This window comes from Lysinibacillus sp. KCTC 33748, assembly GCF_002237755.1.
GTDB lineage: Bacteria > Bacillota > Bacilli > Bacillales_A > Planococcaceae > Lysinibacillus.
Map to the genome: position 1 here is coordinate 69,044 of NZ_MWSJ01000011.1, position 19,140 is coordinate 88,183.

At 36.4% G+C, this 19,140-nt stretch carries 24 protein-coding genes and 1 riboswitch; of the genes, 14 read left to right on the forward strand and 10 right to left on the reverse strand.

Annotated elements, in window-relative coordinates; translation table 11 throughout:
* Window positions 1-78: 78 nt before the first annotated feature.
* Window positions 79-183: riboswitch (SAM riboswitch) on the reverse strand.
* A gap of 164 nt (window positions 184-347) precedes the next feature.
* Together B1B04_RS14525 and B1B04_RS14535 are read right to left on the reverse strand one after the other, a co-directional pair.
* The gene (locus B1B04_RS14525; protein WP_079562153.1) at window positions 348-755 is read right to left on the reverse strand and encodes a YuzC family spore coat inner layer protein; all 408 of its coding nucleotides are present in this window, start codon (window positions 753-755) and stop codon (window positions 348-350) included.
* Window positions 756-1,103: 348 nt separating this feature from the next.
* On the reverse strand, window positions 1,104-2,288 hold the full coding sequence (locus B1B04_RS14535) for an MFS transporter (RefSeq protein ID WP_079562155.1): 1,185 nt from the start codon (window positions 2,286-2,288) through the stop codon (window positions 1,104-1,106).
* 110 nt (window positions 2,289-2,398) lie between these two features.
* On the opposite strand from B1B04_RS14535, the gene B1B04_RS14540 reads away from it, so the two are divergent.
* Window positions 2,399-2,782: a winged helix-turn-helix transcriptional regulator gene (locus tag B1B04_RS14540; protein WP_079562156.1), complete on the forward strand. Its 384-nt coding sequence runs from the start codon at window positions 2,399-2,401 to the stop codon at window positions 2,780-2,782.
* A gap of 54 nt (window positions 2,783-2,836) precedes the next feature.
* On the opposite strand, the gene B1B04_RS14545 is transcribed toward B1B04_RS14540, so the two are convergent.
* Complete coding sequence (locus B1B04_RS14545) at window positions 2,837-3,682, reverse strand: aldo/keto reductase (RefSeq protein WP_079562157.1); 846 nt, start codon at window positions 3,680-3,682, stop codon at window positions 2,837-2,839.
* Between the two features lie 225 nt (window positions 3,683-3,907).
* Here B1B04_RS14545 and B1B04_RS14550 point away from each other — a divergent pair, with 225 nt between their 5' ends.
* From B1B04_RS14550 to B1B04_RS14565, 4 genes are all read left to right on the forward strand, one after another.
* A complete protein-coding gene (locus B1B04_RS14550; RefSeq protein WP_079562158.1) occupies window positions 3,908-4,717 on the forward strand; it encodes a GNAT family N-acetyltransferase in 810 nt (269 codons plus the stop codon).
* A gap of 78 nt (window positions 4,718-4,795) precedes the next feature.
* Window positions 4,796-5,242, forward strand: a complete 447-nt coding sequence (locus tag B1B04_RS14555) for a VOC family protein (protein WP_079562159.1) — start codon at window positions 4,796-4,798, stop codon at window positions 5,240-5,242.
* A 281-nt stretch (window positions 5,243-5,523) separates the two neighbouring features.
* Window positions 5,524-6,192: a response regulator transcription factor gene (locus tag B1B04_RS14560; protein WP_079562160.1), complete on the forward strand. Its 669-nt coding sequence runs from the start codon at window positions 5,524-5,526 to the stop codon at window positions 6,190-6,192.
* Window positions 6,189-7,550 carry a HAMP domain-containing sensor histidine kinase gene (locus tag B1B04_RS14565; protein ID WP_079562161.1) on the forward strand — a complete coding sequence of 454 codons (1,362 nt, stop codon included), beginning with the start codon at window positions 6,189-6,191 and terminating at the stop codon, window positions 7,548-7,550. Before B1B04_RS14560 ends, B1B04_RS14565 begins: the two co-directional genes overlap by 4 nt.
* Before the next feature lie 42 nt (window positions 7,551-7,592).
* Here the strand turns inward: B1B04_RS14565 and B1B04_RS14570 are convergent, their stop codons facing one another.
* A complete protein-coding gene (locus B1B04_RS14570) occupies window positions 7,593-7,904 on the reverse strand; it encodes a hypothetical protein (RefSeq protein ID WP_079562162.1) in 312 nt (103 codons plus the stop codon).
* 66 nt (window positions 7,905-7,970) lie between these two features.
* Here B1B04_RS14570 and B1B04_RS14575 point away from each other — a divergent pair, with 66 nt between their 5' ends.
* The 5 genes from B1B04_RS14575 (at window position 7,971) to B1B04_RS14595 (ending at window position 12,088) form a co-directional block, all read left to right on the forward strand.
* The gene (locus B1B04_RS14575) at window positions 7,971-8,882 is read left to right on the forward strand and encodes an ABC transporter ATP-binding protein (RefSeq protein ID WP_079562163.1); all 912 of its coding nucleotides are present in this window, start codon (window positions 7,971-7,973) and stop codon (window positions 8,880-8,882) included.
* Window positions 8,879-9,589 carry an ABC transporter permease gene (locus B1B04_RS14580; protein ID WP_079562164.1) on the forward strand — a complete coding sequence of 237 codons (711 nt, stop codon included), beginning with the start codon at window positions 8,879-8,881 and terminating at the stop codon, window positions 9,587-9,589. Before B1B04_RS14575 ends, B1B04_RS14580 begins: the two co-directional genes overlap by 4 nt.
* Window positions 9,589-10,323 (forward strand): ABC transporter permease, encoded by a 735-nt coding sequence (locus tag B1B04_RS14585; protein WP_079562165.1) that lies wholly within the window; start codon window positions 9,589-9,591, stop codon window positions 10,321-10,323. Before B1B04_RS14580 ends, B1B04_RS14585 begins: the two co-directional genes overlap by 1 nt.
* 67 nt (window positions 10,324-10,390) lie before the next feature.
* Window positions 10,391-11,653: an erythromycin esterase family protein gene (locus tag B1B04_RS14590; RefSeq protein ID WP_079562166.1), complete on the forward strand. Its 1,263-nt coding sequence runs from the start codon at window positions 10,391-10,393 to the stop codon at window positions 11,651-11,653.
* A gap of 276 nt (window positions 11,654-11,929) precedes the next feature.
* Window positions 11,930-12,088: a DUF1540 domain-containing protein gene (locus tag B1B04_RS14595; RefSeq protein ID WP_079562167.1), complete on the forward strand. Its 159-nt coding sequence runs from the start codon at window positions 11,930-11,932 to the stop codon at window positions 12,086-12,088.
* A gap of 46 nt (window positions 12,089-12,134) precedes the next feature.
* Here B1B04_RS14595 and B1B04_RS14600 read toward each other — a convergent pair whose 3' ends face one another.
* The gene (locus B1B04_RS14600) at window positions 12,135-12,380 is read right to left on the reverse strand and encodes a group-specific protein (RefSeq protein ID WP_079562168.1); all 246 of its coding nucleotides are present in this window, start codon (window positions 12,378-12,380) and stop codon (window positions 12,135-12,137) included.
* Between the two features lie 337 nt (window positions 12,381-12,717).
* On the opposite strand from B1B04_RS14600, the gene B1B04_RS14605 reads away from it, so the two are divergent.
* Window positions 12,718-13,389 carry a uridine kinase family protein gene (locus B1B04_RS14605; protein ID WP_079562169.1) on the forward strand — a complete coding sequence of 224 codons (672 nt, stop codon included), beginning with the start codon at window positions 12,718-12,720 and terminating at the stop codon, window positions 13,387-13,389.
* A 52-nt stretch (window positions 13,390-13,441) separates the two neighbouring features.
* Here the strand turns inward: B1B04_RS14605 and B1B04_RS14610 are convergent, their stop codons facing one another.
* From B1B04_RS14610 to B1B04_RS14620, 3 genes are all read right to left on the reverse strand, one after another.
* Window positions 13,442-14,092 carry an SIMPL domain-containing protein gene (locus B1B04_RS14610; protein WP_079562170.1) on the reverse strand — a complete coding sequence of 217 codons (651 nt, stop codon included), beginning with the start codon at window positions 14,090-14,092 and terminating at the stop codon, window positions 13,442-13,444.
* A 63-nt stretch (window positions 14,093-14,155) separates the two neighbouring features.
* On the reverse strand, window positions 14,156-14,779 hold the full coding sequence (locus B1B04_RS14615; protein WP_079562171.1) for a DUF2238 domain-containing protein: 624 nt from the start codon (window positions 14,777-14,779) through the stop codon (window positions 14,156-14,158).
* Between the two features lie 114 nt (window positions 14,780-14,893).
* The gene (locus B1B04_RS14620; RefSeq protein WP_079562172.1) at window positions 14,894-15,196 is read right to left on the reverse strand and encodes a YunC family protein; all 303 of its coding nucleotides are present in this window, start codon (window positions 15,194-15,196) and stop codon (window positions 14,894-14,896) included.
* 204 nt (window positions 15,197-15,400) lie between these two features.
* Here B1B04_RS14620 and B1B04_RS14625 point away from each other — a divergent pair, with 204 nt between their 5' ends.
* Window positions 15,401-16,135, forward strand: a complete 735-nt coding sequence (locus B1B04_RS14625) for a polysaccharide deacetylase family protein (protein WP_079562173.1) — start codon at window positions 15,401-15,403, stop codon at window positions 16,133-16,135.
* An 87-nt stretch (window positions 16,136-16,222) separates the two neighbouring features.
* Here the strand turns inward: B1B04_RS14625 and B1B04_RS14630 are convergent, their stop codons facing one another.
* Complete coding sequence (locus B1B04_RS14630; RefSeq protein WP_079562174.1) at window positions 16,223-16,483, reverse strand: hypothetical protein; 261 nt, start codon at window positions 16,481-16,483, stop codon at window positions 16,223-16,225.
* 107 nt (window positions 16,484-16,590) lie between these two features.
* On the opposite strand from B1B04_RS14630, the gene B1B04_RS14635 reads away from it, so the two are divergent.
* Together B1B04_RS14635 and B1B04_RS14640 are read left to right on the forward strand one after the other, a co-directional pair.
* Complete coding sequence (locus tag B1B04_RS14635) at window positions 16,591-17,379, forward strand: DUF2268 domain-containing putative Zn-dependent protease (protein WP_079562175.1); 789 nt, start codon at window positions 16,591-16,593, stop codon at window positions 17,377-17,379.
* 226 nt (window positions 17,380-17,605) lie between these two features.
* On the forward strand, window positions 17,606-18,118 hold the full coding sequence (locus B1B04_RS14640) for a DNA-deoxyinosine glycosylase (RefSeq protein WP_079562176.1): 513 nt from the start codon (window positions 17,606-17,608) through the stop codon (window positions 18,116-18,118).
* 74 nt (window positions 18,119-18,192) lie between these two features.
* On the opposite strand, the gene B1B04_RS14645 is transcribed toward B1B04_RS14640, so the two are convergent.
* Complete coding sequence (locus B1B04_RS14645; protein WP_079562177.1) at window positions 18,193-19,053, reverse strand: endo alpha-1,4 polygalactosaminidase; 861 nt, start codon at window positions 19,051-19,053, stop codon at window positions 18,193-18,195.
* Window positions 19,054-19,140 lie beyond the last annotated feature (87 nt).

Sequence of the window (19,140 nt, forward strand, 5' to 3'; positions counted from 1 at the left end):
TCATTCACGTTAAAGAGCAAATAAAAAAGAGTCCTCCTTGTAGAAGAGGACTCTTGTGCAAAGCAAATGCAGTAAGTCTTCTCATCTTCAAGGCTAAATTATGCCATTTGGAATTAGCACCATACCTATAGGCTGGTTGCTGAGACTTCATAGGGCCAATCCCTCCGTCTCTCTTGATAAGAAAATACGATATAAAAATTTTCAGAAATAAAGTTTACAAATAATTTAGCATATTCATTTATAGGTTACAAGTTCAATAGGGATACGAGGTTAAAAAATTTCAACACTTCAAAACCTCCAAAAGCATGCGAAAAGCAAAAAGAGGCCCTCTTCAAAGGGCCAACTCTTCACCAACTCAAAGCTAATGTAAGCTTACAACAGCCGCTATCAGTAAATATTATACGAATGCCATCTGGCGTATAGGTAGTTTCGAATTTTATCGTAACGCCCGTTGACGTAATTAATTTTTCAACTTCTGTTTTATTTGATAGTTGCGCTGCGTTCATAAGATCATGTGCAAATTGCTCTGATTCATCAATTTTATCCGTAAGTAATTGTGCTTGCTGCATAATAATCTTGACTCGTTTCGCGGAAGTCTTTAATTTCACTGTATTGATGGATGGAAATGGACTTCTATTCGTTGGGTCAGGCATTGCTAGATGTCTAGAAGGTTGTTGAGTAGTTGGTTGATTTGCCATTACCCATGCCGGATAATAATTAGGATAGACAAAATACGGATAAGGATTGTAATACAACTAAATTTCCTCCTATCCTATAGTTGATACATTATCTTATGTACAACAAAGACTTTAGGTGTTAATGGCAAATGCTTTGAAAAGCCTGAGCGAAAAGGTACTCAAGTCTCTGCAAAAGGAGGGATTGATTTCCGTCATCGCTGATCCCCGAGGAGTCGCCCAGCCTCCACTCCAATCAACATGTATCTTCTGGCATGGCACTTTAATTTATAGTGATAAAAAAACATTAGCCACAGATTTTTTGAGCGAAAGCGAAGTAGCTTAGAACGGAAATTATCCTCATTTAAAGTGCTATAACATTGACAAATATGTCCTTTTCATTGTTTTTTGATCCTATAAGCAAGGGGACTATTGTTTGTTTCTATCAAAGATTAACCATAGGAATGTAGTAGCTGCTGCAAGCATCACTAAGCCGAATCCGTATATAGGTGTATGTGCTAATGATTGGTGGCGAATGATGAATCCTCCAATGTATGACCCTATAAAAATGCCAATGTTAAAGGCCGAAATGTTTAATGCGGAAGCCATTGAAATAGCTGATGGTATATATTTTTCTGAAAGCTGAACGGCATAAAGCTGTAATCCCGGTACATTCATAAACATAAATAGACCCATCATAAGGACCATTAATAATCCCATGATTGATGACTCCAAAAAGAAGCCAATGCCGAGTACAGCCAGTGCTAAGCCGATAAAGATAATAAAGATAGAACGTAAAGGGTTATTATTCGCAAAATGACCACCTAATGTATTACCGATTGCAACACAAATACCGTATCCGATTAAGATCACGACAATTGCTTTCGGTGAGTAGCCCATATACTTCTCTAAAATAGGGGAAATATACGTATATACTACGAATGCGCCACCATATCCAATTGAGGTAATAAAGAGAATTAGTAGCATTCTTATATTCCCTAAGATTTTCCCGATATCTCGAATAGATATTGGATTTCCTTTAGATAATTGACTAGGTACAAGCAGGGCATTACTAATTAATCCGATAATACCAATAACAACAATGAAAAAGAACGACATTCGCCAGTCAGTTACTTGTCCAATAAAAGTTCCTAGCGGGACGCCTGTGACAGTTGCTAATGTTAACCCTGTGAACATAAAAGCTATTGCACTTGCTCGTTTATTAGGTTCCACAACATCTGCAGCGATAACAGAGGCAATAGACATAAACACGCCATGTGCTAATGCTGAAATAACACGGCCGATTATTAGTAATGAGAATAAGGGTGCTAGAGCTGTGAGTAAATTACCAATAATAAAAAGTACCATGACGAGCAGTAACACATTTTTCCGACTAAAGCTTGATGTACATGCTGTCAAAAGCGGTGCACCAATAGTTACGCCTAGTGCATATATGGATACGGTTAAACCCGCAGTACTTAACGTTATACCAAAATCTTCTGTTATTAATGGGAGGAGTCCGACGCTGATAAATTCTGTTGAGCCAATGCCAAAAGCACTGATTGCAAGTGCGAGTAATGTTAGTTTAGCATTCGGAACTTTTGTTTCTTTCATTCTATTACTATCTCCTTTGATTTTTTGTATAGTGTATTGTAATATTCATACATGCCTAAAAGTTGTATAGAGTACTTTTAGTTACTTTTGAATATTTCAGGAGGTTTACAATGAAAAAAGTTTATAATATTGGTGTTGAAGCCACTCTTGAAGTCATTGGGGGCAAATGGAAACCTATTATTCTTTGTCATCTTAACCACCATGGTAAGATTCGTACGAATGAATTCCGCCGATTGATTCCAGGCATCTCGCAAAAAATGCTAACGAGCCAATTGCGTGAATTAGAGCAGTCTGGTTTAATTAATCGCAAGGTTTTCAATCAAGTACCGCCAAAAGTTGAATATTCGCTAACACCTTATGGTCAAGAGATGGACCCTGTGTTGAACGTCCTTTGCACTTGGGGTGAAAAACATATCGAAAAGCTACAAGATAAAGGTGAAGATGTACTGTTAATGCAACGTGATGAGGATATCGCGATGATGCATACATCTTAAATAGATTGGAAAGAGACTGTCTGAGAAGAAAATTAGACAGTCTCTTTTTTCCGTTTATAGAGCAAAGTCAAAGTCATCTGGATTTGGGCCAACACGTTGTTCCAGATTCATAGCGTTAATGATCGCCATCTCTTCTTCAGTTAGGGTGAAATCAAAAATATCAGCGTTTTGAATCATACGTTCTTTACGCACAGATTTTGGAATTGTGATGATACCGTTTTGAATATCCCAGCGTAAAATAACTTGAGCATTTGATTTCCCGTATTTTTCAGCTATTGTTGAAATAGTTTCGTGATCAAGAAGCCCACCTTGCATTAACGGTGCCCAAGCTTCCATTTGTATATTGTGCGCTTCGCAAAATGAACGTAGCTCAGCTTGTTGTAAATGTGGATGGAATTCCACTTGGTTAATAACAGGTGTGATACGTGCTATTTTAAGAAGATCCTGTAAATGTGACGTATGGAAATTACATACGCCAATTGCTTTAATTTTCCCTTGCTCGTATAAATCTTCGAGTGCCTTCCAAGCTTCTTGATATTTATTTTTACCTGGCCAATGAATAAGGTAGAGGTCTAAATAATCTAGCCCTAATTTTTCTAAGCTTTCCTCGTATGCTGCAATTGTCGCTTCATAGCTCAAGTCATCGTTCCATACTTTGGATGTAATAAATAAATCCTCACGCTGTAAATCAGTAGTTGTTAGTGCCTGCCTAATACCTTCACCAACCCCTGCTTCATTGCCATAAATAGCGGCAGTATCGATGCTACGGTAACCGACCTCAATCGCATTTTTCACTATTTCTGCTGTAGCATCATTCTCTACTTTGAATACGCCTAACCCCATTCCTGGCATTTGTAAGCCATTATTTAATGTGATTGTATCTTGTAAATGATTGATCATTTTTCTGTCCTCCAATTTTCGTTGTTGCTTTGTGCTTTTTTATTATGCTTTCGTTCCATTGCGAAAAAAAGTACGCACTTTTTAGTTTCATAGAAACGTGGAGGTTACTTTTGTGAAATATCAATGATTCACAGGAAGAAATTTTTATAGTTTACGTAGTTCGGTCACCTGGGTGGATTACAATTAGTGGTAGAAAAGTAAAAATTATAGGGTGGTGAATAAGGGGTGGTAATAACGAAAAACTTGGCAGATCACTTTGAAATGACGGAAATCAAGATGTTTGAGTCGAGGCTGAATGCAATAAAGGAAATTCAGAACAATGCTATGGGAGTAGAGGTTGGTCAATTTGATGGTGCCTATGCTTTTTTCATTAAAAATATCCCCGGTCCCTCATACAATGTGGTAAAGGGTGATAGCTTTAGTTCAGAGGATACGATAGATAAAATACTTAGCTTTTATAAAGCAAGGGAAATCCCAGCCCGTTTTGATTTAGCCCCTCAATATGTAAACACTACTTCGCTAAAAAACTTACATAATGCTGGTTTTTTTCAGAGTGATTTTCATGCAACATTATATTGTGAGCTAAATGAAGAGATGGTAGGGAAAACAAAGAATTCGTGCATTAAAATAAGACAAATCGATGAAGACGGATTTGATCGTTACGGAAATATCTATGTTGAAGGTTTTGGTATGCCAGCATTTTTAGCAGAAAGTGTTGCGACAAATAATCAGGTGTTGCATGACAAGCCTGGCTGGTCGTTTTATATTGCTTCTCTTCAGGGTGAGGACGTTGGTGTTGGTTCTTTATATGTATATAATGGGACGGCCGTTTTAGCTGCCTTTGCCGTGAAACAAATTGCCCGTAATCAAGGAATTCACCAAGCGTTAATACAGTTTCGTATCAACGAATCCCTCAAACAAAATTGTAGTGTAATGATAGGGCACGCCAAATTTGCATCTATTAGTCAAAACAATATGGAGCGTTGTGGATTGAAAATGGCTTATACAAAGAGTACATGGACAGAAGCAACATGAGGATTGCAAGAAGCTAGAAGGGGATTCAATGCTTAAGATAGAATAAGTAATTGAATCTTTTATAAAGGAGAGAGTAGGATGAATCGTTTAAATTTAATTACATTGGGTGTAAAGGATATGATCGAGTCTCTTAGGTTTTATAGAGAGGGTCTGGGATTTGAAGTGGTTGTGTATGGCGAGGAAACAAACCCAGATGTTATTTTCTTTAATAATGGAGGGACAAAAATCTCACTGTTTCCGATTGAGCGTTTAGTAAAAGATATAAACGAGGCAAATCCACCAGCTATTGGTAATGGCTTTAATGGGATTACGCTTGCTTATAATGGAAAATCGAAAGAAGAAGTTGATCAAGTGTTTGAATTAGCTAAAAATGCCGGAGCGGAAATCGTCAAGGAGCCAGAAACTGTATTTTGGGGTGGTTATAGTGGCTATTTCCAAGATCCGAACGGCTACTATTGGGAAGTTGCTTACGGGGACATGTGGCAGTTTGATGATCATGATATGTTGATTATTACAAATAACTGAAAAGATTGACGTATTTGGGGAATCCAAATACGTTTTTTTGATGGTTAGCTTGTTTTATCGAGAAATAATTTGGTTTTATCGACGTAATTTTTAATTTATCACCCAATTATTTAGTTTTATCACCCAAATTTTTAATTTTATCGACATATCCCTAGCCTTAGATGTGATTTATGCAATGACTCTCTCACTTTACAGACAATGATTGAGTACAAATCTATGAAATCGTATAATACAGAATAACATTTATTTCTAAAATCTAGATTAGATTGGGAGGATTACCATTGTATCGGATATTGTACATAGAAGACGAAAAAGAGATCGGCCAATGGGTGACAAAGGATTTAACGGAAAGAGGCTATGAGGTTACATGGCTTGAATCTGGGGAAGAGGTCGATCAGCACATAGCTTTTAAAGATATCGCTATATTGGATGTGATGCTGCCAGGCTTAGATGGCTTTTCAATTGGCAAAAGAATTAAGCGAGAAAATAAAGAGATCCCAATTTTAATGCTGTCAGCACGAACTGCCGTTGAGGATAAAATAGAAGGCCTTAACTTCGCGGACGATTATTTAACGAAGCCATTCCACCCAGATGAACTTATAGCCCGTATAGAGGTTTTACTAAGAAGATATCAAAAAAATGATGATGTATTAGATCTTCAGCATTTAAAAATTTATACGAAAGATATGCGGATTATCAACAAGGAAACTGATGAAGAAATTCAATTAACGGGTAAGCAATTCTATTTATTACAGTATTTTATTCGCCATTTAAATCAAATTTTAACGAAGGAACAGCTCTATGAAGGTGTCTGGGGAGAAAGCTACATAGAAGGCGATAAAACATTAATGGTACATATTCGATACTTAAGAGAAAAAATAGAAATAAATCCTGCTAAGCCGACAATTATTGAAACCATTCGTGGTATTGGATACAGGGTGAAACAATGAAATTTTTTCGTTCATTACTAGCTAAGTATATGTTTATCATTCTGCTCGCTATTTCTATTGTTCAAATAGCCTATCTCGTCATTCCTCTTTTTGTTTTAGGGATTGCCCAAAATGGAGAAGATGATCTTTCAAAGGGAGCTGAGATTGAGAGTAAAGTAGAGGGAAAATGGCATGCAGAAGCTAAAAGTTTAAAAAACATGACAGAGGAAGCAATTGTTCAACATTTTGAAAGTTGGAAAAAACAATACCCTAAAGCATCTATGTTTTGGGTAGGTGAGGATGGTACATTGCTTACAACATTGAATGTGACTGAGCAACTTCCATCAAAATGGACACCAGCATTTACAACAAAGTTTATAAAAGAACGCTATGGTGGAGATCCATTTACTGTCATTGCTTTTTTAGGTGAGGATGAATCGAATGGATTTATCGTTTTTGAAATTCCTAAAGAAGTGTTTACACCACCAATTAGGAGTGTTTATGAAAAATATGGTGCCTTTGTATTTTTTGGTGTTATTGCGATTATTTTATTTTTCATTATCATCTCCTTTTTATTTTTCAAAGGGATTCGGAAACGACTGTTGCACCTTCAAGAAGCAATGGAACTTCGTGATGTAGATGGCCTACCTATTGAAACAAAGGTCAAGAAGAAGGATGAAATCGGTCAGCTTGAACATAGCTTTAATCGCATGGTGTGCGAGCTTAGGGAAAGTAAGAATCGCGAGCAAAAGGAAGAACAGTTAAGACGTGAATTGATTGCTAATTTATCACATGATTTACGAACACCATTAACGAAAATACGGGCGCAATCCTATTCAATAAGTAAAGAAGCATTATCAAAGGATGGAAAACAAGCGATTAAGGCAATGGAAGCATCGATTGTTAGTGTTGACGCTTTAATAGAAAATTTAATGTCCTATACACTGTTGATGGCTAGTAAATATAAATTTGAGGCGAAAGAAATCAACGTTATTCGTTTTGTACGTGAGCAAATGACTACATGGTATTCAGTATTTGAAAAGGAAGGCTTTGAAATCGATATTGAACTACATTCATTTGAGAAAAATGAATGGCAAGTGGATCCGATTTGGCTTGGACGTATATTTGATAATTTATTTCAAAATATATTACGCCATGCAAGTAGCGGGAAATATATTGGCGTTGAAACCGAATCGACGGAGCATTATGATGCATTTATCATAAAAGATCACGGGAACGGAATGAAAAATGAATCCGATGCTAAAGGCGCTGGTATTGGCTTATCTATAGTCGATATTATGGTGAAGGGCATGAATTTAGATTGGGATATTGAGTCAAGTGAATCCGGCACCAAAATTAAAATTAAACACTACAAATAGAATAATTCGTGAAGCATGTTAAGGCATGCTTCATTTTCATACTTAGATTGATTGTCCAAATAGTATGTCTGCAAAGTTCTTTTTAAAGCTCATCACAAAAATAGGGATTCCAATTGATAAAACGTACGCCATGTAAATAAGTTGATCTTCGTTACGGCTGTGCGATTCCTTGGGGATCAGCAATCGAGGAACGAAGGCTAAAACCATCACATCCTGTGATAACGCCTTCGTGACCAACATCGTGTTGGCCTGAGGCAGCGGGTGTTTTCTGTGCGAAAGCGTAGCGGCAGCTACAAAGCGCCCAGCCGGAACGGAAATCAACCCATGTTTTGATAAATTGTCTTTTTTAAACAAAATTTAACCTTGAACCTTACCTGTTTTTAACCTTCATTTCTTATGATAATTACAGAGGTGAGGACAATGGAATATATCGTACAAACAGAAAATTTATCAAAGAGCTTTGGTAAAGAGCAAGCTGTATCAAATATAAATTTAAAAATACGCAAAGGTGAAATATACGGATTTTTAGGACCGAATGGAGCGGGAAAAACGACGACGATTCGTATGCTTCTTGGTCTAATGAAGCCATCTTCCGGAACTGTTAAAATGTTCCAAAAAGATCTAACGAGGGAACGAATTAATATTTTATCAAAGGTTGGTTCATTAGTAGAGAACCCTTCTTATTATCCACATTTAACGGCCTATGAAAATTTAGAAGCGTTAAGAAAAATTTTAGGTGTACCGAAGTCACGGATCGATGAAGTGTTAGAAATTGTTCGTTTGAAGGATGCCGCAGATAAAAAAGTAAAGGGCTTTTCTCTTGGGATGAAACAGCGTTTAGGTATAGCTGCATCGTTGTTACATAATCCTGAATTACTTATTTTAGATGAACCAACGAATGGTCTTGATCCATCTGGTATTATCGAAATTCGTAATTTGATTAAACGACTACCTTCAGAATATGGAATGACGATTATTATTTCAAGCCATCTATTATCTGAAATTGATCAAATGGCTACGCAAGTAGGTATTGTGACAAAGGGGAAAATGATTTTCCAAGATTCAATTGAAGCAATGCGTAGATTTGCCCAGCCAAAGGTAGTCATTAAAGTGAGTGATAGTGAAAAGGGCTGGCGTTCATTAGTAGCAAATGGTATTAAGGCAGAACATAAGGATGACCTCATCTTATTTGATGAATGCTCAGATGAAAAGGTAGCACATATTGTACAAATCCTTGTACAAGAAGGCATTTCGGTTTACCGAGTGGAAGAAGAGAAACGATCTTTAGAGGATATTTTCCTTCAAATGACAACAGGAGAGCAAGCGCTATGATAGGAAAACTATTAACTTCTGACTTTTTGAAAATTAAACGCAAAGGATTATGGTTTCTAACAGCTTTAGGACCAATCGGTGTTGTTGCGATGCAAATGGTAAATTACGGCGTAAGGAAGGACTATTTGTTAGAGCAAAGCGAGGACGATTGGGGCTACTATTTATTAAATGTTCATTCATTTACACCACTTGCTATCGTTTTAGGGATTGCTATTTTAACTTCATTTATAGCGAGTATTGAAAATGAAACGAACGCGTGGAAGCAATTAATTGCACTACCGGTGTCTAAATTGACAGTGTATTTATCAAAATTCTCGGTCTTGGCAATTTTACTGTTCTTGTCTTCCACGATTTTAATGCTAGTGACACTGGCTTACGGAGTCTTTTTAGACTTAGGCGATAGCACACCATATATGGAAATTGCTAAATTTGCTTACTATCCATATTTTGCGTCATTGCCAATATTGGCACTTCAACTTTGGATTGCAAGTGTTTGTCATAATCAGGGGATCCCAATTACAGTAGGCATTTTCGGCGTGATTTTTGCCTATTCCTCCTTTGTATTGCCTGATTGGATGATTTGGAAATGGCCATCTTTAATGAATCAATGGGATGAACCCGTTATAAATGTCGTGCTTGGAATCAGCATCGGTATTTTGCTGTATATTATCGGAATGATAGATTTCGCTAGAAGGGATGTAAAGTAATGGGATCTATATTGAGCGCTGAATGGTTTAAATTACGTAAATCAAAAATGGTGCCATTAATTTTGGCAGGACCTATAATCGGACTTTTTATAGGATTAACATCGAATTTTAGTGATATGGCGGATTCTGGAGTTAATGAATGGTATAGCTCGTTAATTTCTATGAATTTATTGTATGCATTATTATTTCTACCTTTAATTTCAGGAGTATTTGCGAGTCTAATTTGTAGATATGAACATCAATCTGGTGGCTGGAAACAACTTTTAGCACTACCTGTGACAAGAGGGAAAGTGTTTGCCGCAAAGTATGTATTAATTATGCTTCTTGTGATGGCGATGCAGATATTATATTTATGTTCTATATATGCAGTAGGTCTTATGAAAGGCTACTCAGATCCCTTCCCAATGGAAATTGTGTGGAAAAGTATTTTTGGCGGATGGCTAGCGACAATGCCATTAGTCGCGTTGCAGCTTTGGACGTCCATTATGTTTAAAAGTTTTGCTGCTCCATTTGCAGTAAACGTTGTATTTACTTTACCGTCTATATTAGCGGTCAATTCCGCACGTTTTGGACCTTACTATCCATGGGGGCAGCCCTTCTTGATGATGAATGTAGGTGGTAATACAGGTGATGTATTCTTCGTGCCTTGGGATCAATTATTAACAGTTGTAGGAGGAGGATTCTTACTGTTTTTCCTTGGAGGATATTTATATTTCCAACGAAAAGCTATATAAAGTGTGGGACTATTTCATTCTGCTAATGTGGAGTAACTTTTTTATAAATAAAGGGAGGCTTTTTTAAATGGCACTTGTTAAAAGGAGTTTTTTGTTAATTTCAACAATATTTCTTGTGTTTGTTTTAGCGGGGTGGGGAAAGGTAGAGGCTGTTAAGGATGCTTCAAAATATACATCCGCGGTTGAAAATATCGATATTCCAAATGACGTGAAAGTAATTGGTTTTGGAGAAGCAACACATGGTAACGTTGAATTCCAAACTTTAAAGAAAGATGTATTTCAAGCTTTAATAAAAAATGAAAATGTTCGTGTGTTTGTGTTAGAAGGTGATTTTGGTGGCGCTCAGCAAATTAATCAGTTTATTTTAAATGGTACTGGCACAGCTGAGGAAGCGGTAAAAGCTTTGGATTATGGTATTTATAAAACAGAGCAAATGATTGAGTTTGTTCAGTGGATGCATGATTACAATATGACTGCCAATGAGAAAGATAAAATTTATTTTTATGGTAACGATATGCAACGCTATGATTATAGTAAAAAAGGATTACTAGACTATTACGAAGTGGTCAATAGTGAAGGTGCTAAGAAATATAAGGAACAGCTAAAAGATGCGACGAATAAAACAATGAGAGATTTATCTAGTAGTCAGCTAGAGAAACTTGACAAAAGTATGGATGCAATCATAAAGGATTTGCAAACAAATAAAGATTCTTATGAAAAGAAATCGTCGAAAGAAGCTTATTTACTTGCTGCTCAATATGCGCAAATTATGAAGCAGCGAACGCAATTATTTTTAAGTGATAATAATTATGCAAATCTTCGTGATGAATATTTAGCGAACAACTTACAATGGATCGTTGATTTTGAAGCGGGTCGAGGTCATGATAAAGTACTGATGTCTGCTCATAATGGACATATAGAAAAAACTTCGGCGAATCTGGCAGGGTACAAATCTATGGGCCAATACTTAGACGAAGTGTATAAAGATGCGTACTTTGCTATTGGGACTGACTTTGTTAAAAATACGTTTCAAGCACAAAATGAGTCTGGCGTAAGAAAAGAGTATACAATTAAGCACCGTAATGCATTAATAGATGCTTTCAGCGAAGTGAAGGAAAATATATTCTATGTAGACTTTAAAAAGGCTAATGAATCTCAGGATTTAGCTGACATCTTAGCACAAAAACAAAGAATGGGTAATATCGGAGATGACTTTAGTGTTTGGTATAAGTTTATGAAGATGCTTTATACAATTAATATGACACCTGCTGAGGCATATGATGGCATTATAATTGTGCAAAAGGCAACACCAACAAAGGTTATTGATTAACGTGGAGAAAAGCTATTGAGACAATGAAATTAAAGTATGACTCTTATGGCAAAATGAGGGGTTGATTTCCGTTCCGACTGGGCGAGTAGCCTGGAACGGAAATCACTCTCACTTAAAGAGCCGCAACATTCACAAAGATTTCTTTGACCATTTTGTTTTTCAACACTATGAAATCGAAGTTTAAATGATGTATATTTCCGTTTCATTACACCTTCTAAGACTAAGTATTGAATACCTCAATTTTGTTAATGATAAAAAAGAGGAGGTGTGGAAACGATGGCACAAGAAATTCTTTGTGAAGTCAATAACTGTACATTTTGGAACTCTGGAAACAGATGTGGTGCAGAAAAAATTTATGTTGTAAGTCAAAAGGGACAACATGCATCTAATAGTGAAGAAACAGATTGTAAAACATTTAATCCTGAAACACATTAAATGTTTAAAGGGTAACCATATAAATGGTTACCCTTTTCCTATATCTTTATAAATAGACATCCACTTTTTCTTTGTTAAACAAAAGCGTATGAGCATTTTCCACTTTTTCCTCTACATAATCTAATGAATACTTTCCATAGGAATCTGTTAAATCACCAATCGCACGAGATAAATTATCAATAACAGGAATCAACGTTTCTAAGTGAGTAAGTACTCCGCCTTTATTCATTTCATCAGTAATTTCATGAGCAAGATGTTGAATCTTTCTTAATCGCAATTTTTCAGATTGCATGAAACCCTCCTTGTTGAACCAATTTATGATGCTTAAATATATGTCAAACCATATAATTTCATGAATGATTCCGATGGGCCTTCACCTTGCTAGATTTTACCGAAAGACTACTCAGATCCAACAGCCGACAGCTCAGGTGAAATCTTAAATATTCAATCTCCATATTATTTTTTAGCGATATAAGCGTTAATTTAGAAGGTTATCAGAAAGAAGAACATACGGATCAATTAAAGAAAGGTAAAATTGGCGATGCGTTAAATGAATTGGAACTAATTAGCAAATAAGGTATAATAACTGTGAAATAAAAACTAATAATAGAAGTAGCGGGGGAAGAAAGATGGATAGGTTATTGCAAAATATTGTTACTTGGGCCAGCAAGAAAGAAACGCCAATTGTTATTGGTATTTCTGGTCATGGAGCAGCAGGAAAAACAACGTTCGCCAATAATCTTATTAACTGCTTTAACGGAGATGAAGTGAATTATATCAATACAGACCCGTACATTGTTAGTTCGGATATACGAAAGCATACAATTATCAATTATACTTATCGAAACGAGCAGCATCATTTTAAAATGACAGCTTGCCATCCAGCGGCGCATCATTTGCCTTCTTTGGAAAGAGATATTCAAATGGTTAGAAAGGGTCTGGATTTATTGACAATAGATACGCACTATATGAAATGTGCGTTTATTTCTTCAAAAAATAAAGTAACAATTGTAGAGGGGATGTGTGTAGCATTTATTGATCCCCAACTATTTGATTTGAAAATTTATTTTTATACAGATGGTGAGACGGAATTAAAGAGAAGGTCCGGTCGTGATGTAATTGAAAGGGGAACCGATATCAATTATTTAAAGCAATCCCATGAAGAACGTCGGATTCAATATGAATTGTTTATGCATTCGTATAGTGAGCATTTTGATATTATTTTTAAAACTTCCGATGAAGTAGTATGTCTAGAAAAAAATACGTTTGAATTTAACGACAGATTATCTCTACAAGCTTAAATAACTATAAGAGCCTACATCCTATTTAAATAGGGTGTAGGCTCTTATACAATTAATATTGAAATTTCACTCGAACATTCGCTTTAATGGCTATTTGACCTTGTTCAATAGGTGTCGATATTTTGGAATCAGCCATCGCCATTGATCTATACAGGACAGGTGTATCTTCATGTCCCTCAACGATTTCGATTGGTTGTGGTTGTAAAGGCAGATGCATCGTTTCTGCAATCGTTTTAGCTTTCATTTGGGCATTATGAAGGGCCAAACTAAGAGCTTGTTGATAATAGGCATCTACATTGTCAATGTTGAATTGGATAGAGGAAATCCGATTTGCACCATTTTCTACTGCTGTATCAATAATTTCACCAATCTGGCTCGTATCCGTTACTTTAACGGTAATACCATTTGTTACTTCATAGCCTTTAAAAATCTGTTGGCCGTCCTTATAATCATAAAGTGGGGAAATAGTATAAACCGTTGTTTGAATATTTTCTCTCGGGATATGGAGAGCTAAAAGAGATTGGATGACACGATTCATAATTATCGCATTTTCCTGCTGTGCATCTTGTACATTTTTTCCTCTTGTTTGGACTTCTAACTGAATTTGAACATAGCTTGGAGTAGCTAATACTTTTCCATTTCCAGTGACAGCAATTACGCGAGATACATGGGGTGATTGTTGACTAACACTTGCATAGTACATAGAGTACCACCTTTCGAATGGTTCATATTAGTTATGCTATGCTTGCTACAGAAGAAAATTGTTTTACTTTGTCTGCTTTCTCAACAATTTATCATGGAGTTTTGTAAATAGCAGTAAAGCTAAAATTGTCCCAAGGAAGGCCGAAAGCATGTCCCATTGTGCATCCCATTGATCTCCTTGCATACCTACAAAATCTTTCGCTGCTCCACTACCCTTTGAAATTTTTGTACTGAGCCATTCAATGATTTCATAGAGAGCGGCAATAGCGAGCATAATGCTTATTGTTATGCCTGTTAACCAGGCGCCTTTTACTAGTGGTGTTTTTCGTATTAATATTTCTCTTATGACAATGGCCATCAAACCTTTTAGGAAATGCCCAAATCGATCGTAGTCATTTCGTTTTAAGTGAAACTCCTCTTTAATCCAGTTAAAAAGTGGAACCTCCGAATAAGTATAGTGTCCACCAATAAATGTTAGAATAGATAAAAGGGCAATGATAAAATAAGAAAGTGTTGTAAGGCGAAACTTGTTATAAATAGCGACTACAATAATAATTGCAACGACAGCGGGACTAACTTCTGCGAGCCAGTCTAAATAGGATACTGGTTTTATGACAGACCACACGAAAATAATTAGTACTATTAACAACAAAATTACATGTATTTTCCGATGATTATCTTTAGACAAAACAAACACTCCTTTTGTCTAAAGTATAGGAATAGAGTAAATAGCTTATACACTTTATAAGACTGAAGAAAAAAGCGCCTAGTCGTATTGCACTGACGCTTTGTAATAATTTTGTTATACCATTCTTAATAATGCCTCTACACCAGACATTCCTTCAGAAATACCAAGTTGATGCGCTTCATATGTCACAGATTCTAATGGAGCTGTCAATAATTCATCAATTGTTTTCACGCCAACTGCTCGACCGGCAATAATTTTCCGATCTGCTAAGCGGTCATTTAATAGACCAACATCTAAAGCCCCACACATAATGTACCCCGTGTCGTTAGAAATTGTTAGCAGTGTTGTTTTTGGTAATTGAACAACTATTGCAGTGAAAAAATGGCCTTTAATCATAATAGGCTCAATTGTTACCATCCGAAATCACTCCTTTTCTCTCTATATACATATGGCGATAGTTAAAAAGGTGTTCGGCATTTTTATTAAAAAATTATTAGTTACCAAAAATGATCGGTGTTTTAAGAGGAGAAAACAGCCAAACCTTCATAAGTATAATTCATTGTAATTCGTAAATAGTAAGTTGACGGAGTTATGTGAATTTGAACTTGGGAGGTGATGCTTATGACACGTAAATATGTATTGGTTCTATCCTTGTTTTTTTTAATCATATCGGTAATATCTTCAGTGACAACCTATGCGGATAAAGGACGACCTTATTATGAGGAGACAGGGGAAGTTGTATGGGACATTAACACAAAAGACAAAATAATTGCTCTGACTTTCGACGATGGCCCTCATCCCCAGTATACGGCAGCTATTTTAGATTTATTGGCTAAGTATGATGCAAAGGCGACGTTTTTTATTATTGGAAAAAATGCAGAAAAATATCCAGACCTTGTTTTACGATCTTTTTCAGAAGGACATGAGCTTGCCAATCATACGTATTCACATCCGTTTAAAGCTTCCGTAGCTGAATTACAGTCACAACTACGTAAGACAAAGGAAATAATTTATAGTATTACTGGATTTTCACCGATATTGTTCCGTCCTGTAGGTGGTTACTATAATGATCAAATGATTAATGCCGCTGTAAAGGATGGATACAAAGTAGTGATGTGGTCTTGGCATCAGGATACTCAAGATTGGAAACAGCCAGGGGTCAATAAAATTGTACAAAAAGTGATGAAGGGAACGGAGCCAGGTGATGTTATTTTGTTCCACGATGGAGGCGGCAATCGTACGCAGACCATCAAAGCATTGGAGGAAATATTGCCAAAACTGAAGAAACAAGGCTATACATTTGTCACAATATCCGAGTTGATTAAAATCAAACAGCAACAAGAGCAAGTGCAATGAGGATAATAAGCCATCTCAGTAGATTGAAATGGCTTATTTTTTCTCCATGTCTTCGCGCAGCGGATAGTAAAATTAGTCATTTCAATATTACCAAAATAATAGTGGTGCTAGGGCAATTCCGGCAACTACCCCAAATGCGATTCCAATTCCAAAAGCTGCTCCGGCTCTTCCAAAACCCCAACCCCATCCTAAACCATAACCGCCAAATCGTCTATCAGGTAGAATCCACACCTGTCTTCTATCCACCCTAGTTATTTCTCCATAATGTACTCTGCCACCAGTTTCTACAATTCTTACACGTTTACCATGATATTTACAGCAAAGATTATAAGTATCAGCTGGATTCACAAACTATCCCTCCTTTCGGCTTCCTTACAAGCTAATATATGCGGTTGCAAACATTATCACTAGCCGATTGTCTACGCCAGACATAAGCTATAGTAAGGGGGGAATGTATGTCAGTAATACCTACAGATGAGTGGCTCAATGAATTAATAGCTAGTCAAAAGCGTAATCACAAAAATCTTGAGGACTTACAACGCTCTATACTTTGCAGTCGTTTAGTAGAGATTTTTATTGGTGGATCTCTAGATGAAATACAATTTGAACTACTGCAACAGGGACTTTTTCAGTCACATGAAAAAATAGATATTAACAAGTTAAAAAGACAAAACGTTTGGGAAGTAGTACAGAAGGAATTTAACTATTTAAAGGAGAAATGGAGCGGTCCAAATATACCAATCTATATCTTCCCAATCACGCAGGAGCAAATGATTACTAAGAAAAACGGTGTTGCCTATCCAAATGCTATGTTTTTATATATAGGAGAGCTTGAAAAGCAGGAGCTTAAAGCACTATTTGCACATGAGTATAATCATGTTTGTCGTTTGCAATATGTAAATAAATCGCTAGACGAAGTGACTTTATTAGATTCTTTAATTTTAGAAGGATTAGCAGAATGCGCAGTGGAGGAAATTTACGGGGATAAATGGTTAGCACCATGGTTGAAGTACTACTCAATGGATAAGATGCTAGAAATTTGGAGGGGGCATATTTTGCCTCAAATCAATATTCAAGGATTAAACAATCATGTTGAGTTCTTATATGGTGGAAAGCTTCCTCAGTGGATAGGATATTGCATTGGTTACGAAATAGTAAGGACCTATATAAAAAATCATTCATCCAATAACCTGCATGTAAAAAGCTCGGAGGAAATACTTGCTGGCTCTGATTTTTCTTTATAAGCAATTCCTATGTAAAGTTTCATCACTGAAAGATAGAGATGGGTAATGTATGTAATGAGGATAAGCTGATCTTTGTTATGACTGGGCGACTCCCAGAAAGCGCCCAGCCGTAACGGAAATCAACCCCGTGTTATGGTGAGGAACCTTAATTTTGATACGAGCGAGTGTGCCCTTCCATAACATTGACACAAATCTTCCGCTACAATAGAAGGAAGGAGTGATTGTCATGTCAAATGAACTTAAAAATGTATTATCACCGGTTATTGATTTGTCAACGAAAGTGCTAATTGTCGGCTCAATGCCGGGGAAACAATCGTTAGAGAAGCAGCAATATTATGGTAACCCACGTAATCACTTTTGGCCGATTATTGGGGAAATCTTAGAAGTAGAAATACCTCAGAATTATGGAGAAAGATTACAATTGCTAAAGAACCATCATATTGGTCTCTGGGATACCATAGAGTCGTGCGAGCGTAAAGGAAGCCTAGATGCAGCCATTCGTAATGAAAAACCGAATGACTTTAAAACGCTTTTTGAACACTATCCTTATATTGAGCTAGTGCTTTTTAATGGCGCAAAGGCGTTCGAGGTTTTTAAAAAGCATATTGGCCTTGAGGTTTTAGATGGTCGAGCATATCAGAAAATGCCTTCAACTAGCCCAATACCAGGGAAAAATATTAAATCCTTTGAAGAAAAGCTTGAGGATTGGCGAGTAATGCACTCTTATTTGTCTAGATAATTACATGACAAAATCCCCTCCGAGTGTGTTGCTTGACGGAGAGGATTGTAAGCATTATTTAATAGATGATGACATTACTGCCATGTGTTGTAGTAAGATCCTGCTGGGCTATAAAAGAATTTAAAATGATATTTTTCAGCTAAGGCTCGACTTTTCTCTTCGTCGTCAAATCCGATTGCCATCACCTGAGTGCCGAATTTTTCTCGGATCTGAATTAATTGTTGCATCTTATTCAGCGCCCATTCATCTTCTCCGACTACATCATAAGAAAAGTTTTCCCACATAACAAAATCGATATTTGGTGCTGTATAATCGGCTAATGTTTGAAAGCCCCAATTTTGAGCAACAGACAAGTCGTTATATTGCTGCTTTATGTTTTTTATAAAGGCAAGCATTGCTTCATTTTGTACGCCCTGTTCTTTTTCAGGTAAGTAGGACTCGATATTGCCAACAGTATCTAAAAACACACCATCCAACCCTTTTTGAACAATTTGTTTTTGAATTTCTTCTAGTAAAAGCGCTTGATAGTGTTCAGATGTCATATCCATTAAATACGAATCCCATTCAGAGAAATACATCTTTTCTCCGCGTTCGTCTTTATAAAAATCCTCTTCTTTTAATTGGCTATAAAACTCTAAATTCCATTTGTCTGCTTCCATTGCGTTAATATAGCCATAAATTAATGTTCCGTTTTTTTGAGCCTGTTTAATATATTTCTGCTGCATTTCGATTGGCTCCACAATGACCAAATCTTCTTTAGCCATTTCCTTGCCAATTTTATCGTTCCCTTTATCTAAATAATATTTGTACTTTTTAACAGCAGCTAGCCTGTCTTGAATACTTGTTGATCCTGCAGAAAAATTTGTACAGTTGAAAAATAGCCAGATCCCAAAGGACAATAAAATTGTAGTAATTAGTAAAATTATTTTTCGCATGAGTACCCCTTTTCTTGGAAAACATGCCTTTTATTATACGGTGTTTACAGTAAAAATACGAATGTAGTTTAAGTCGACTAAATACAA